The sequence below is a fragment of the Streptomyces sp. ISL-66 genome (assembly GCF_018614135.1).
Classification (GTDB): domain Bacteria; phylum Actinomycetota; class Actinomycetes; order Streptomycetales; family Streptomycetaceae; genus Streptomyces.
On sequence record NZ_JAGGOW010000236.1, the window covers coordinates 1 to 14,738 of the forward strand.

Consider the following 14,738-nt stretch of genomic DNA (forward strand, 5'->3'; position numbering starts at 1 on the left):
CTGGCGGAGCCGGGCGCCGAGGGTGCCGATTCGGAGGCCGACGCCCGGTCCGGGCCCGACGCCGATGCCCACGCGGACGCCCACGCCAATGCCGACGCCGAGCCCGCGCCCGCCGCGGGCGGCCACGAGACCGGGTGGGTCGGGGTCGAGGCCGCGCTCGTGCTGCTCGCCTCGCCGCTCGGCGGGATGGACTCCGCCGACCTGCGCCGCCTCGGCCGCGCGCTGCGCGACGAGGAGCGGGCCGCCGGGATCAGGACACCCGCACCGTCCGACGTCCTGCTCGCCCGCGCCCTCGCGGAGCCCGAGCGGCTCGTCGCGCACGACCCCGCCTACGCCCGCGGAGCGCAGCGCCTCGGCCTGCTCCTGCGCAAGGCCCGTGAGCTCCTCGCCGGCGGCGGCACCGCCGAAGAGGTGCTGTGGACCCTCTGGGACGGCACGCCCTGGCCGCAGCGGCTGGAGCGCGGCGCCCGCCGCGGCGGCCCCGCCGGCCGCAACGCCGACCGTGACCTCGACGCGATCTGCGCGCTCTTCGACACCGCCGCCCGCGCGGAGGAACGTACCGGCGGCCGCGGCGCGCTCAACTTCCTCGAACAGCTCGAAGCCGAGGACATCGCCGGCGACACCCTCACCTCCCGCGCCGTGCGCCGCGAGGCCGTCCGCCTCATGACCGCACACCGCTCCAAGGGCCTGGAGTGGGGACTCGTCGTCGTCGCGGGAGTCCAGGAAGGGCTCTGGCCCGACCTGCGCCGCCGCGGCTCCCTCCTCGAAGCCGACCGCATCGGACGCGACGGCCTCGCCGAACCCCTCACGCCCGGCGCGCTCCTCGCCGAGGAACGCCGCCTCTTCTACGTCGCCGCCACCCGCGCCCGGGAGCGCCTCGTCGTCACCGCCGTCAAGGCGCCGGCGGACGACGGTGACCAGCCGTCCCGCTTCCTCACCGAGCTCGGCGTCCCCGTCAAGGACGTCACCGGACGTCCCCGCCGCCCCCTCGCCGTCCCCGCGCTCGTCGCCGAGCTCCGCGCCACCACCGTCGACCCGCAGGCCTCCGAGGCCCTGCGCGAGGCCGCCGCCCGCCGCCTCGCCCGGCTCGCCGTGCTCACCGACGACGAGGACCGCCCGCTGGTCCCGGCCGCGCACCCGCAGCGCTGGTGGGGCCTGTACGAGCCCACCCGCAGCAGCGTCCCGCTCCGCGACCGGGACCGGCCCGTCGCCCTGTCCGGCTCTGCCCTGGAGCAGCTCGCCAACACCTGCTCCCTCCAGTGGTTCCTGGGCCGCGAGGTCAAGGCCGACGCCCCCTCCACCGCCGCCCAGGGCTTCGGCAACGTCGTCCACGTCCTCGCCGACGAGGTCGCCTCCGGCCGCACCCCCGCCGACCTCGCCGTCCTGATGGAACGCCTCGACTCCGTCTGGGACTCGCTCGCCTTCGACGCCCCCTGGAAGTCCCGGCAGGAGAAGGACAACGCCCGCGCCGCCCTGGAGCGCTTCCTGCGCTGGCACACCACCGACCGCGGTGGCCGGGCGACCGTGGCCACGGAGCACGATTTCGACGTCACGCTCGAGGCGGGCGAGTACGCCGTCCGGATCCGGGGATCCATGGACCGGGTCGAGGCGGACCCGCAGGGGCGCGCGTACGTCGTCGACTTCAAGACGGGCAAGTCCGCGCCGACGGCGAAGGAGGTGGAGCGCCACCCGCAGCTCGCCGTCTACCAGCTCGCCGTGCGCGAAGGCGCCGTCGACGAGGTCTTCGAGGGCCTGCGCCCCGAACCGGGCGGGGCCGAGCTCGTCCAGCTGCGCCAGGGCGCCGCCCGGCGCGACGGAGGGGACACCGTCCCCAAGATCCAGGCACAGCAGGCCCTGGAGGGCGGCGCCTCCGGCGAGTGGGTCGGCGACCTGCTCGCCACCGCCGCCGGCCGGGTCCTCGACGAGCGCTTCGCGCCCGCCGTCGGCAAGCACTGCGACCACTGCTCCTTCCGCAGCTCGTGCAGCGCCCGCCCGGAGGGCCGCCAGACCGTCGAGTGAACCGGCGCGCGGCGGGGAGTGTCAGCGGGGGCGGCTAGCCTTTTTACGTGTCCGCGCGTCCGTCCGTCCCGTCCGTCCAGCCCGCATCGCCCGTGCTGACCGATCCCGAGCAGCTCAAGGAGCTCCTCGGGATCCCCTTCACGCCCGAACAGATGGCCTGCGTCACCGCCCCGGCCGCCCCGCAGGTCATCGTGGCCGGCGCGGGCTCCGGCAAGACCACCGTCATGGCCGCCCGCGTGGTCTGGCTGGTCGGCACCGGAGCCGTCGCGCCCGAGCAGGTCCTCGGCCTGACCTTCACCAACAAGGCCGCCGGCGAGCTCGCCGAGCGCGTCCGCAAGGCCCTCGCGCGGGCCGGGATCACCGACCCGGACCCCTCCCCGGCCGAGGCCGACGCGGCGGGCGGCGAGCCGCGCATCTCCACGTACCACGCCTTCGCCGGACAGCTCCTCAAGGACCACGGCCTGCGGATCGGCCTGGAGCCCAGCGCCCGGCTGCTCGCCGACGCCACCCGCTTCCAGCTCGCCGCGCGCGTGCTCCGGGAGGCCCCCGGCCCGTACCCGTCCCTCACCAAGTCCGTCCCCGACCTGGTCAGCGACCTGCTCGCGCTGGACGGCGAGCTCTCCGAGCACCTGGTACCGCCGGAGCGCCTGCGCGCGTACGACACGGAGCTCCTCTCGGTCCTCGCGGACACCAAGCTGGGCAACGAGGACCTGCGCAAGGTCCCCGAGGCCGTCCGGGGCCGCCTCGAACTGCTCGAGCTCACCGAGCGCTACCGCGCCGCCAAACGCTCCCGCGACCTCCTGGACTTCGGCGACCAGATAGCCCTCTCCGCGCAGCTGGCCACCACCCGGCCCGAGGTCGGGGCGCTGCTGCGCGAGGAGTTCCGGGTGGTGCTGCTCGACGAGTACCAGGACACCTCGGTCGCGCAGCGGCTGCTGCTGTCCGGGCTCTTCGGAGGGGGCACCGGGCACGCGGTGACGGCCGTCGGTGACCCCTGCCAGGCGATCTACGGCTGGCGCGGCGCCTCCGTGGCCAACCTCGACGACTTCCCCGAGCACTTCCCGTACGCCGACGGCAGCCCCGCCGCCCGGTACTCGCTCAGCGAGAACCGGCGCAGCGGCGGCCGCCTCCTCGACCTGGCCAACGATCTCGCCGCCCCGCTCCGCTCGATGCACGAGGGGGTCGAGGCCCTGCGCCCCGCGCCGGGCGAGGAGCGGGCCGGGTCGGTGCGCTGCGCACTGCTGGAGACCCACGCCCAGGAGCTCGACTGGCTCGGGGACTCGGTCGCCCACCTGGTCCGTACGGGCACGGAGCCGCGCGAGATCGCCGTACTGTGCCGCTCGGCCGGGGACTTCGCGCGGATCCAGGCGGTCCTCGTCGAGCGGGACGTCCCCGTCGAGGTGGTCGGGCTGTCCGGGCTCCTCCACCTCCCCGAGGTCGCCGACCTGGTCGCCGTCTGCGAGGTCCTCCAGGACCCGGGCGCCAACGCCTCGCTGGTCCGGCTCCTCATCGGGCCGCGCTGGCGGATCGGCGGGCGGGACCTGGCGCTGCTGGGCCGCCGGGCGCGCTCGCTGATCGCCCGCAGCCCGTCGGGGGCCGGTGGCGGAGCCGGGTCCGGACCCGGCTCCGGGGATGAGGACCGTCTCGCGGCCGCCGTGGAGGGCGTGGACCCGGTGGAGGTCGTATCCCTGGCGGACGCGCTCGAAACGTTCCTGGACGGCTCCGGCGCGGGCTCCGGCCCGGCCTCGGGCGCGGACGACCTGCCCTTCTCTGCTGCCGCCCGGGTCCGCTTCGCGCACCTCGCCCAGGAACTGCGGGACCTGCGGCGTTCGCTCGCGGACCCGCTGATGGACGTACTGCACCGAGTGCTGTCCACGACCGGGCTCGACGTGGAACTGGCCGCGTCCCCGCACGCGCTGGCGGCCCGCCGCCGGGAAACCCTGTCGAGCTTCATGGACGTCGCGGCCGGGTTCGCCTCCCTGGACGGCGAGGCCTCGCTCCTCGCCTTCCTGTCCTTCCTGCGCACGGCGGCCCAGTACGAGAAGGGCCTGGACCACGCCCTGCCGGGCGGGGAGAACACGGTCAAGGTCCTCACCGCCCACAAGTCCAAGGGCCTGGAGTGGGACGTGGTGGTCGTGCCCGACCTGTGCGCGGGTTCGTTCCCGAAGGAGAAGGCCCCGGAGGCCTGGACCTCGTACGCCAAGGTGCTCCCGTACGCCCTGCGAGGCGACGCGGCCACCCTCCCGGCCGCCCCGGAATGGACCTCGCCGGGCCTGCGCGCGTTCAAATCCGCCCTCAAGACCCACAAGGCCGTCGAGGAACTGCGCCTCGGGTACGTCACCTTCACCCGCCCCCGCTCCCTCCTCCTCGCCTCGGGCCACTGGTGGGGCCCGACCCAGAAGAAGCCCCGGGGCCCGTCCGCCTTCCTGTCGGCCCTCTACGACCACTGCGCGTCCGGCCACGGCGAGATCGAAGCCTGGGCCGACACCCCGGCGCCCGACGCCGAGAACCCGGCCCTGGCGACGGACTCCACCCCCGACCACTCCTGGCCCCTCCCCCTGGACCCGCAGTCCCTCGCCCTGCGCCGCCACGCGGCCTCCCTGGTCGAATCCCACCTCTCCAACGCCGCCCGCCCCACGCCCCCGCCCGCCGCCCCCCTTCCCCCGGAGCCCGACGCATACCTCTGGCCCCCGCACTGCGAAGACCCTTCCTACGACGAGGAACCCCCGGAGGACTCTGACTGGTGGGACCTGGATCTGGACCGGGATCCGGACCGGGACCAGGGCCCGGACCACGGCCCGGACCAGGACCAGGGCCCGGATCAGGATCTGGGCCCGGACCCGGACCCGGATCTGGGCCCGGACCCGGACCCGGACCCGGATCTGGGCCCGGACCCGGACCCGGATCTGGCGGCGGCCCCGGCCGCCTTCTCCGACCCGGTCTCCTTCCCCGCCCCCGAAGGCCTCGCCCCCGAAGAGGTCCGGGCCGTCGCCTCCTGGGACCGAGACCTCGACGCCCTGGAGGGCGAGCTCCGCCGCGCCAGGGCGGTCGTCCGCGACGTCGAGCTCCCGTCCTCGCTCTCCGCGAGCCAGCTGCTGCGCCTCGCCGCCGACGAGCAGGGCTTCGTACGCGACCTCGCCCGCCCCATGCCCAAGCCCCCGCAGCCCGCGGCGCGCCTCGGCACCCGTTTCCACGCCTGGGTCGAGTCCCGCTTCGACGAGCTCCCGCTGCCCCACCTCGACATCCTCGACCCCGTCGCGGACCTCCCCGGCTTCGACACCGGCGCCGGACCGGCCGGGGGCTTCGGATCGAGCTCGGCCTTCGGCCCGGCCTCCGGTCCCGGCTCCGGCTCCGGCTCCGGCCCCGGCTCCGACCAGGGCATCGTCGACGAGGCCGACCTCGACTCCCTCAAGGCGGCCTTCGAGCGCAGCGAGTACGCCGACCGGACCCCGTACCGCATGGAGGTAGCGGTCCAGCTGACCCTCGCCGGCCGGGTGATCCGCGGCCGGATCGACGCCGTCTACCGCGACCCCGAAGACGGCACCTACGAGATCGTCGACTGGAAGACCGGCCGGACCACGGAGGCCGACCCCCTCCAGCTCGCGGTCTACCGCCTCGCCTGGGCGGAAGCCACCGGCACCCCCCTCTCCGAGGTCTCCGCCGCCTTCCTGCACGTCCGCAGCGGTCGCGTCATCCGCCCGCGCGATCTCCCCGACCGGGTCCGTCTTGAGCGGATCCTCCAAGGCGAACCGGGCACGCGAAGTGACCACCGACCGGAAGGTTAGGCTCGTGGTCATGAGCGACACCCCGGCGGACAGCGTCGTCCGCACGTACATCGGCACGCACCGCGCCGCCTTCCTCGACGACCTCGCCGACTGGCTCCGCATCCCGTCCGTCTCGGCCCAGCCCGAGCACGCCGACGACGTGCGGCGCAGCGCCGACTGGCTGGCGGCGAAGCTGAAGGAGACCGGTTTCCCGGTCGCCGAGGTGTGGTGGACGGACGGCGCGCCCGCCGTCTTCGCCGAGTGGCCGAGCGAGGATCCGGCCGCCCCCACCGTGCTCGTCTACGGGCACCACGACGTGCAGCCCGCCGCCGTCGCCGACGGCTGGCACACCGATCCGTTCGAGCCGGTGATCAAGGACGGCCGGATGTACGGTCGCGGCGCCGCCGACGACAAGGGGCAGGTGTTCTTCCACACGCTCGGCGTCCGGGCCCACCTCGCCGAGACCGGCGCGTCCGCCCCCGCCGTGAACCTCAAGCTGATCGTCGAGGGCGAGGAGGAGTCCGGTTCGCCGCATTTCCGCGCTCTGGTCGAGCGCGAGGCGCGGCGCCTCGCCGCCGATGTCGTGATCGTCTCCGACACCGGCATGTGGTCCGAGACCACCCCCACCGTCTGCACCGGCATGCGCGGCGTGGCCGACTGCGAGATCGACCTCCACGGCCCCGACCAGGACATCCACTCGGGCGCCTTCGGCGGCGCCGTGCCGAATCCGGCGACCGCCGCCGCCCGCCTCGTCGCGGCCCTGCACGACGCCGACGAGCGGGTCACCATCCCCGGCTTCTACGACGACATCGCCGAGCTCACGGACGTCGAGCGCGCGCTGATCGGCGAGCTGCCGTTCGACGAGAGCGAGTGGCTGCGTACGGCCAAGTCCCACGCGGCCTCGGGCGAGGCCGGGTACTCCACGCTGGAGCGCGTCTGGGCCCGCCCCACCGCCGAGGTCAACGGCATCGGCGGCGGCTACCAGGGCCCCGGCGGCAAGACCATCGTGCCCGCCTCCGCGCACCTGAAGCTGTCGTTCCGCCTGGTGTCCGGCCAGGACCCGTACGAGGTGGAGGCCGCCGTCAGGACCTGGGTCGCGGAGCGGATCCCGGCCGGGATCCGGCACTCCATCACCTTCGGCGCCCCCACCCGGCCGTGCCTGACGCCCCTGGACCATCCGGCGCTGCGGTCGGTCGTGCGCGCCATGGAACGGGCCTTCGGCCAGAAGGTCCGCTTCACCCGCGAGGGCGGCTCGGGGCCCGCGGCCGACCTCCAGGACGTGCTGGACGCGCCCGTCCTGTTCCTCGGCATCTCCGTGCCCTCCGACGGCTGGCACTCGCCGAACGAGAAGGTGGAGCTCGACCTCCTCCTGAAGGGCGTCGAGACGACGGCGTACCTCTGGGCCGACCTGGCCGCCCACTGGAAGCCGGCCGGAGCCGCCTGAGCCCGCCGCGTCCCACCGCACACCCGTCCTGCTGAGCCTGCCCGTGTCCCACCCCCGGGGGAGTTGGAAGTACCTGTGAGCACCCGTACCGAGCCCGAGCGCCCGATCTCGCTCGCCGCGCCCAGCGGAATCGACCGCGCCGCCCACCACCGCCTCGACGAGGCGTGGCTCGCCGCGGCCTGGAGCCACCCGACGACCCGCGTCTTCGTCGTCTCCGGCGGCCAGGTCCTGGTCGACGACACCCCCGACGGCGGCACCTCCATCGTCATGACCCCGGCTTTCGAGGCCCCGGTCACCGAGACCCACCGGTACTTCCTGGGCAGCGACGAGGACGGCGTACGGTACTTCGCGCTGCAGAAGGACTCGCTGCCCGGCCGCATGGACCAGTCGGCCCGCCCGGCCGGCCTGCGCGAGGCCGGGCTCCTGCTGTCCGCGCGGGACGCCGGGCTGATGGTCCACGCGGTGGCGCTGGAGAACTGGCAGCGCATGCACCGCTTCTGCTCCCGCTGCGGCGAGCGCACGGTGGTCGCGGCCGCCGGGCACATCCGCCGCTGCCCCGGCTGCGGCGCCGAACACTACCCGCGCACCGACCCGGCCGTGATCATGCTGGTCACGGACGAGCAGGACCGCGCGCTGCTGGGCCGCCAGGTGCACTGGCCGGAGGGCCGCTTCTCCACCCTCGCCGGGTTCGTGGAGCCGGGCGAGTCGATCGAGCAGTCGGTGATCCGCGAGGTGTGGGAGGAGGCGGGCATCAGGGTCGGCGAGGTCGACTACGTCGCCAGCCAGCCCTGGCCGTTCCCGTACAGCCTGATGCTGGGCTTCACGGCGCGCGCCGTGACCTCGGACATCACGGTCGACGGGGAGGAGATCCAAGAGGCCCGCTGGTTCTCGCGCGACGACCTCCGCGAGGCGATCGAGGCGGGCGAGGTCCTCCCGCCGGCCGGCATCTCCATCGCGGCCCGCCTGGTCGAGATCTGGTACGGCAAGCCCCTGCCGCGCCCGATGGCGCCGTAGGCACCCCAGGAACGCGGAAGACCCCCGCCGGGGCGGGGGTCGCTCTGCGCGCGGAGGTGCGGATCAGACGGCGAGGGCCTGCTTGACCTGGGCCAGGCTCGGGTTCGTCATGACCGACTCACTGCCGGCGGCGGACTTCACGAGGACGGTGGGAACCGTCTGGTTGCCGCCGTTGGCCTTCTCCACGAACGCCGCGGACGCCGGGTCGAGCTCGATGTTGATCTCGTTGTACGCGATGCCTTCGCGGTCCAGCTGGCTCTTCAGCCGGCGGCAGTAGCCGCACCAGGTCGTGCTGTACATCGTGACGGTGCCCGTGTCCTGCATGCTGCGCGCTCCTTCGTGGGGGCTCGGTGGTCCGAATACTCGAACGTACGGGACCGCGCCGCCATTCCCGTTCGCCCGGTGTGACAAGTACGACGGACAGGGGCAGCCTGTGGACGATTTTCCCGTCCGCCCCGTGAGACCTGGCAGCATGGCGGGGTGACAGCAGCAACGCACTCCTCATCCTTCACGCCCGGCGCCGACACGGCCGACGCGGTGCTCCTGGGCCTTGACCCGGAGCAGCGCGAGGTCGCGACGACCCTGCGCGGGCCGGTGTGCGTGCTGGCGGGCGCCGGCACGGGCAAGACCCGGGCGATCACCCACCGCATCGCCTACGGGGTCCAGTCCGGGCAGCTGATGCCGGCGAGCGTGCTGGCCGTCACCTTCACCAACCGGGCCGCCGGCGAGATGCGCGGACGCCTGCGCCAGCTGGGTGCCGGCGGGGTACAGGCGCGCACGTTCCACTCCGCCGCCCTGCGCCAGCTCCAGTACTTCTGGCCCAAGGCGGTCGGCGGCGAAGTGCCCCGGCTGTTGGAGCGCAAGATCCAGTTCGTCGCCGAGGCGGGCTCGCGCTGCCGCATCCGCCTCGACCGGGGCGAGCTGCGCGACGTGACCGGCGAGATCGAGTGGGCGAAGGTCACCCAGACCGTCCCCGCCGACTATCCGGCGGCCGCCGTCAAGTCCGGCCGCGAGGCCCCCCGGGACCTGGCGGAGATCGCCCAGATCTACGGGACGTACGAGCAGCTCAAGCGCGACCGCGGCATGATCGACTTCGAGGACGTGCTGCTCCTCACCGTCGGCATCCTCCAGGACCGCCACGACATCGCCGAGCAGATCCGCGCCCAGTACCAGCACTTCGTGGTCGACGAGTACCAGGACGTCAGCCCGCTCCAGCAGCGGCTGCTGGACCTGTGGCTCGGCGAGCGCGACAGCCTCTGCGTCGTCGGCGACGCCAGCCAGACGATCTACTCCTTCACCGGGGCCACCCCCGACCACCTGCTGAACTTCCGCACCAAGTACCCCCAGGCCACCCTGGTCAAGCTGGTCCGCGACTACCGCTCCACCCCCCAGGTGGTCCACCTCGCCAACGGCCTGCTGAACCAGGCCAAGGGCCGCGCCGCCGAGCACCGCCTGGAGCTGGTCTCCCAGCGCGAGACCGGCCCCGACCCGGTCTACGCGGAGTACCCGGACGAGCCCGCCGAGGCCGAGGGCATCGCCCGCCGGATCCGGGAGCTGATCGCGGCGGGCGTCCCGGCGGGCGAGATCGCCGTGCTCTTCCGCATCAACGCCCAGTCCGAGGTCTACGAGCAGGCCCTCGCCGACGCGGGCGTCCCCTACCAGCTGCGCGGAGCCGAGCGCTTCTTCGAGCGCGCCGAGGTGCAGAAGGCGATCATGGCGCTGCGCGGAGCCGCCCGCTCCGGCGGCAACGACGCCCTGCTCGACGACGTGGTGGAGCTCGACTCCCAGGTCCGCGCCGTCCTCAGCTCCACCGGCTGGACCTCCGAGCCGCCCACCGGCTCCGGAGCCGTCCGCGACCAGTGGGAATCGCTGGCCGCACTGGTCCGCCTCGCCGACGACTTCGCCCGCGCCCGGCCGGGCGCAACCCTGGCCGACCTGACGATCGAGCTGGAGGAGCGCAAGGCCGCCCAGCACGCCCCGACCGTCCAGGGAGTCACCCTGGCCTCGCTGCACGCGGCGAAGGGCCTGGAGTGGGACGCGGTGTTCCTCGTCGGCCTGACCGACGGCATGATGCCGATCACGTACGCCAAGACCGACGAGCAGGTCGAGGAGGAGCGCCGGCTGCTCTACGTCGGCGTCACCCGCGCGAGGCACCACCTGACGCTCTCCTGGGCGCTCTCCCGCGCTCCGGGCGGCCGGGGCTCCCGACGCCCCAGCCGCTTCCTGAACGGCCTGCGTCCGGGATCCGCGGCCCCGGGAAGCGTCGTGGGCGGCGCGGCCGAGCGGGGGGCCCGCAAGCGCGGCCGCCGCGGCCCGGTCCTGTGCCGCGTCTGCGGCAAGACCCTGACCGAGGCGGGCGAGCTCAAGCTGATGCGCTGCGAGGACTGCCCGTCGGACATGGACGAGGGGCTCTACGAGCGGCTGCGCGACTGGCGCGCCGTCCAGGCGAAGGAGCAGGGCATGCCCGGCTACTGCGTCTTCACCGACAAGACGCTGATGGCCATCGCGGAGGCCACGCCGTCGGAGGCGGGAGAGCTCTCGATGATCTCGGGGGTCGGTGCCCGCAAGCTCGAGCGGTACGGAGCCGATGTGCTGGCCATCTGCGCAGGTGAGGACAGCGGGACGGAAGATTCTGACGACGCGTAGAAACTCGTCGGAAAAATAGTTTGCACATGCCCAGCCAAGCCCCATAGGTTCTTAACAACGGAAACGGTGGGCTTCTCCGAAGCCCCGGATCCGTGCTGTACTTATCCGAATACGTACGGGACCAGGCCTCCGGGCCGAGTCCCCGAGACGCCGAGAGGAGGCGAGACCAGTGACCAGCTTCATCACCGCCATCAAAATGACCGATCGCTCGGTCGTCGCTTCCAGCACGCTCGGTTCCTCCACGCTCCTTCCGCTCACGGGTACCGGTCTGTCCGCGCTGTGCGCTGACAGGGCTGTTCTGGCCGCCACCGCGCCCGTCGCGCTGCTGGTCAGCGAGCGCAATGAGCGACCGGCCATGGCACCGGTGGCAGTAAAGGCAGCAGAAGCCCAGGCGCATGGCGCCTATGGATTCGCGGCCGCAGCCGGTGCCGGAGCCAAGACGAAGCAGACGAAGCAGCAGCACCACCTGATGTGGGCCTTCCGCGGGCTCGAACCCTGGAGTGATCCAGCCTGATCGCATGATCAGGCCGGCGCCTTCAGGGCCGCGGAACCCCACCCGGGATCCGCGGCCCTTTTGTTTGTCCCCGAACAGGGGGCGACGAGCGAAGGGGCCTCGGGACTGGCAAGTCCAGTCGGTGTGACGAGACAGCCCAGCCACCCCCGGCCGACCGGCCGGAACGACTAGACGACAAAGACGAGGAAGAAACCACCGTGCAACTCGAAGCGCACGCCCCGTCGGTACCCCAGACCCAGACCCTCTCCCCGCCCGCAGTCCCGGAGGACTCCACCTTGACTCCCCTCACCGCGCTGACCGCGCTCGATGACGCCATCGAGAACCTCGGCGTACCCGTTGCCTGCCGTACCTACGACCCCGAGGTCTTCTTCGCCGAGTCCCCGGCGGACGTCGAGTACGCGAAGTCCCTCTGTGGCACCTGCCCGCTGGTCGAGGCCTGCCTCGCCGGTGCGCTCGAGCGCCGCGAGCCCTGGGGTGTCTGGGGTGGCGAGCTCTTCGTCCAGGGCGTCGTGGTAGCGCGCAAGCGTCCCCGTGGCCGTCCGCGCAAGAACCCGGTTGTCGCGGCATGACCGCCAACGGAACCATCGACCGCCCCCTCACGCACGACCCCTTGAAGCAGGCCCTCATGTCCCCCCACGCCACCACGAGCGAGCAGCCGCACGGCTCCGCCACCGCAGACTTCATCACCGCCGGCGCGATCACCTCGCGTCAGAACAGGACCCGCGAAATGCAACTCATCCCAGAAGCCATGGCTCGTGCCCATATGGCCGACCGTATGCGTGAGGTCGACGTCGAACGTCGCGCCCTGCGCGTGGTCGCCGCGCGCCGCATGCAGCGGCGAGCCGAGCGCGTCTCGCTGCGCGCCCGCCGCGCGCTGGCCATGGCCGTCATGCACTAAGAGCACCGACACGGCCGGAGCACCGCTCCTGCAGTGACGCCCGGGGGGACCGGTCCGAACGGACCGGTCCCCCCGGTGCGTTGCGGAGCGCCGTCACGCAGGGCGGGGGCGGCGGGGATATCGTCTGGAGGTGGACCAGCCGACTTCCCACCCGGCCCCGCCGGGACCCGAGGCCCCGCCCGTCGTCTGCGCGCGCTGCGGCGCCCAGTCCCCGGCCGGCGCCCCGCCCACCTGGACCTGCTCCGTGGAGAACGGGACCAGACAGTACTTCTGCGTCGACTGCGCGCGGGCCAACCTCCGCGCCATCGAAAGCCGCCTCGACTCCGCCTGGTGGTGACCGGCGCCGAAACGGTCGGCCCCGGTCGCTCGGCAGCGGCGGCGGCGGCCGACCGGTCCTAGTCCTCGTCCGGCAGGAATCCCGGGAGCCAGGATTCCAGTTCGTCGCGGAGCCGGACCGTCGCGCCCAACTGGCACAGCACGCCGATCGTGCTCAGCGTCACCCGGTGGATCAGCAGGTACGAGGGCGGCAGGTTGATCTGACGCCCCAACTGGTGTGCGGGGGAGCGGGGATCGGCTATCCGCGCCGCCTGGCCGCGCAGCCACGGCCGGGTGAAGGTGAACTCCTCGGCCTCGGCGGGCTCGATGATGGGCTTGAGGTAGTCGAGCAGCGCATCCGGGTCCAGCTCTATGGATTCCCGTACGAAGCCCTCCGCGCGCAGGTGCCCGTAGACCCCCTCGGCGTCACCGTCCAGCGTCATCCGCAGCGACTTGCCGATGGGCTTCGGCCAGCCCCCGGGCAGCCGGTCCACCGTCCCGAAGTCCAGCACGCCCAGCCGCATCCGGCCGTCCGCCCCGGATATCAGCCGGAAGTTGCCCGGGTGCGGATCCGCGTGGAGCAGCCCGGTGCGGGCGGGGCCGGAGAAGAGGAACCGAGCCAGCAGCTGACCGGCGCGGTCACGCTCCTCCTCGGTGCCGTCGGCGATCACCTCCGACAGCGGGGTCCCCTCCATCCACTCGGTCACCAGCACCTGGTCACCCTGGTGGACGACCTGCGGCACGACCACGTCCTCGTCGCCCTCGAAGGCGTCGGCGTGCGTCCGCTGCGCCTCGGCCTCCAGTTCGTAGTCGAGCTCTTCCGCGACCCGGTCGCGCAACTCCTTGATCAGCGGCTTGATCTCCATGCCCGGGATCAGCGGGCCCAGCAGCCCCGCGAACCGGCTCAGCTGCTTGAGGTCCGACAGCAACGCCTCGCCGGCCCCGGGGTACTGGACCTTGACCGCCACCTGGCGGCCGTCGTGCCACACCGCCCGGTGCACCTGCCCGATCGAGGCCGCCGCGGCCGGCTTGTCCTCGAACTCCTCGAACAGATCCCGCCAGTCCGGTCCGAGCCGGTCCCCGAGCACCTGGTGCACGGTCGCCGTGGGCAGCGGCGGCGCGGCTTCCTGAAGCTTCGTCAGCGCCGCCCGGTAGGGCCCGGCGACCTCCTCGGGCAGGGCCGACTCGAAGACCGAGAGCGCCTGCCCGAACTTCATGGCACCGCCCTTCAGCTCTCCCAGGACGCGGAACAGCTGCTCGGCGGTGCGCTGCTGGAGCTCGCGCGCGACGATCTCCGCCGACTTGCCGCCGATCCGCTTGCCGAGGCCCCAAGTGGCCCGGCCCGCCATGCCGAGTGGCAGCGCGGCCAGCTTGACGGTACGGGTGACCGCCTTCAGGGGAAGATCAGACATGCGCCCCTCCAATTCCCAGACAGCTGAGCCGCAAGCGGCGGTTCGGGGGAGCCCCCGATGAGCTCTCGGACGGCGCCTCGGCCATGGCAATCCTGTCATGGCCCGCTCCGAGTCCCCGAGCCCGATGCCGCCACCGACCGCACTCCCACGGGCTCACGGTCTCCGCCCGCACCACACGGGCAGTCGGGATGCGGCAGGACCGCGGTGGGGTGCCAGTGGAGAGCGGGAAGAGCGGCCTCCCAGCGGGTGGCGGTGGAGGCGGGGAGTCCGCCGTCGAGGAAGGACAGGGCGTGGGCGGCGGCCAGGCCGGCCACCGCCGTGGACAGGCCCAGATCGCAGGCTCCGGTACTCCGCCGGCGGTGGACCGCGCGCCACTGGACCAGCATGCGGGGCCACGCGGGATCCCGGTCCACGCGGTCGCGCTCCATGCACCCCGCGCACGCCGTGGCTCCCGGCAGCACCAGCGGACCCACCAGCCCGGTCCCTTCCAGCACGCCGGCGTACAGGTGCGGGGTGCCGGTGGCGACCCAGTCCGCCGAGGTCTGCGGATCCGGGGCCCAGGACTGCAGCCCGTCCCGGGGCGCGACCACCACCAGGGCCAGCCCCGGCTCCGCTCCCTCGGTCTCCGCGGTCCGCGGCCCGCGCCCCGGGGCGGCCGCGCGGACCGCCGCCCGCGCGGCCTCGGCGCGCAGCTTGCCCACACCGCCGGGAC

The 14,738-nt window shown here is 73.5% G+C and carries 12 protein-coding genes; 9 read left to right on the plus strand and 3 right to left on the minus strand.

Annotation, left to right across the window (positions count from 1 at the left end):
- The 4 genes from J7E97_RS34625 to nudC form a co-directional block, all read left to right on the plus strand.
- A partial coding sequence (locus tag J7E97_RS34625) for a UrvD/REP family ATP-dependent DNA helicase (protein WP_215035492.1) occupies positions 1-2,019 on the plus strand: 2,019 nt, incomplete at its 5' end.
- A 47-nt stretch (positions 2,020-2,066) separates the two neighbouring features.
- Entirely contained in the window at positions 2,067-5,804 is a 3,738-nt protein-coding gene (locus tag J7E97_RS34630; RefSeq protein WP_308346939.1) for an ATP-dependent DNA helicase, read from the plus strand.
- 10 nt (positions 5,805-5,814) lie between these two features.
- Positions 5,815-7,227 (plus strand): dipeptidase, encoded by a 1,413-nt coding sequence (locus J7E97_RS34635; RefSeq protein ID WP_215035494.1) that lies wholly within the window; start codon positions 5,815-5,817, stop codon positions 7,225-7,227.
- Between the two features lie 63 nt (positions 7,228-7,290).
- On the plus strand, positions 7,291-8,241 hold the full coding sequence (gene nudC, locus J7E97_RS34640; protein ID WP_215035497.1) for an NAD(+) diphosphatase: 951 nt from the start codon (positions 7,291-7,293) through the stop codon (positions 8,239-8,241).
- Positions 8,242-8,304: 63 nt separating this feature from the next.
- On the opposite strand, the gene J7E97_RS34645 is transcribed toward nudC, so the two are convergent.
- A complete protein-coding gene (locus J7E97_RS34645; RefSeq protein ID WP_215035499.1) occupies positions 8,305-8,565 on the minus strand; it encodes a mycoredoxin in 261 nt (86 codons plus the stop codon).
- 156 nt (positions 8,566-8,721) lie between these two features.
- On the opposite strand from J7E97_RS34645, the gene J7E97_RS34650 reads away from it, so the two are divergent.
- The 5 genes from J7E97_RS34650 to J7E97_RS34670 all read left to right on the plus strand — a co-directional run bounded on the left by J7E97_RS34650 (position 8,722) and on the right by J7E97_RS34670 (position 12,636).
- Positions 8,722-10,887 carry an ATP-dependent DNA helicase UvrD2 gene (locus J7E97_RS34650; protein ID WP_215035501.1) on the plus strand — a complete coding sequence of 722 codons (2,166 nt, stop codon included), beginning with the start codon at positions 8,722-8,724 and terminating at the stop codon, positions 10,885-10,887.
- 169 nt (positions 10,888-11,056) lie between these two features.
- Positions 11,057-11,401 carry a hypothetical protein gene (locus J7E97_RS34655; protein WP_374224307.1) on the plus strand — a complete coding sequence of 115 codons (345 nt, stop codon included), beginning with the start codon at positions 11,057-11,059 and terminating at the stop codon, positions 11,399-11,401.
- Between the two features lie 197 nt (positions 11,402-11,598).
- Entirely contained in the window at positions 11,599-11,970 is a 372-nt protein-coding gene (locus J7E97_RS34660) for a WhiB family transcriptional regulator (protein ID WP_215035503.1), read from the plus strand.
- Positions 11,967-12,299, plus strand: coding sequence for a hypothetical protein (locus J7E97_RS34665; RefSeq protein WP_215035505.1), 333 nt, complete (start codon positions 11,967-11,969; stop codon positions 12,297-12,299). The genes J7E97_RS34660 and J7E97_RS34665 overlap by 4 nt, the downstream gene beginning before the upstream one ends.
- 130 nt (positions 12,300-12,429) lie before the next feature.
- Positions 12,430-12,636 (plus strand): hypothetical protein, encoded by a 207-nt coding sequence (locus J7E97_RS34670; RefSeq protein WP_215035507.1) that lies wholly within the window; start codon positions 12,430-12,432, stop codon positions 12,634-12,636.
- A gap of 58 nt (positions 12,637-12,694) precedes the next feature.
- On the opposite strand, the gene J7E97_RS34675 is transcribed toward J7E97_RS34670, so the two are convergent.
- Together J7E97_RS34675 and J7E97_RS34680 are read right to left on the minus strand one after the other, a co-directional pair.
- Positions 12,695-14,026 (minus strand): AarF/ABC1/UbiB kinase family protein, encoded by a 1,332-nt coding sequence (locus tag J7E97_RS34675; protein ID WP_215035509.1) that lies wholly within the window; start codon positions 14,024-14,026, stop codon positions 12,695-12,697.
- Between the two features lie 95 nt (positions 14,027-14,121).
- The coding region (locus J7E97_RS34680; protein ID WP_215035511.1) for a TOMM precursor leader peptide-binding protein at positions 14,122-14,738 on the minus strand (617 nt) is incomplete at its 5' end.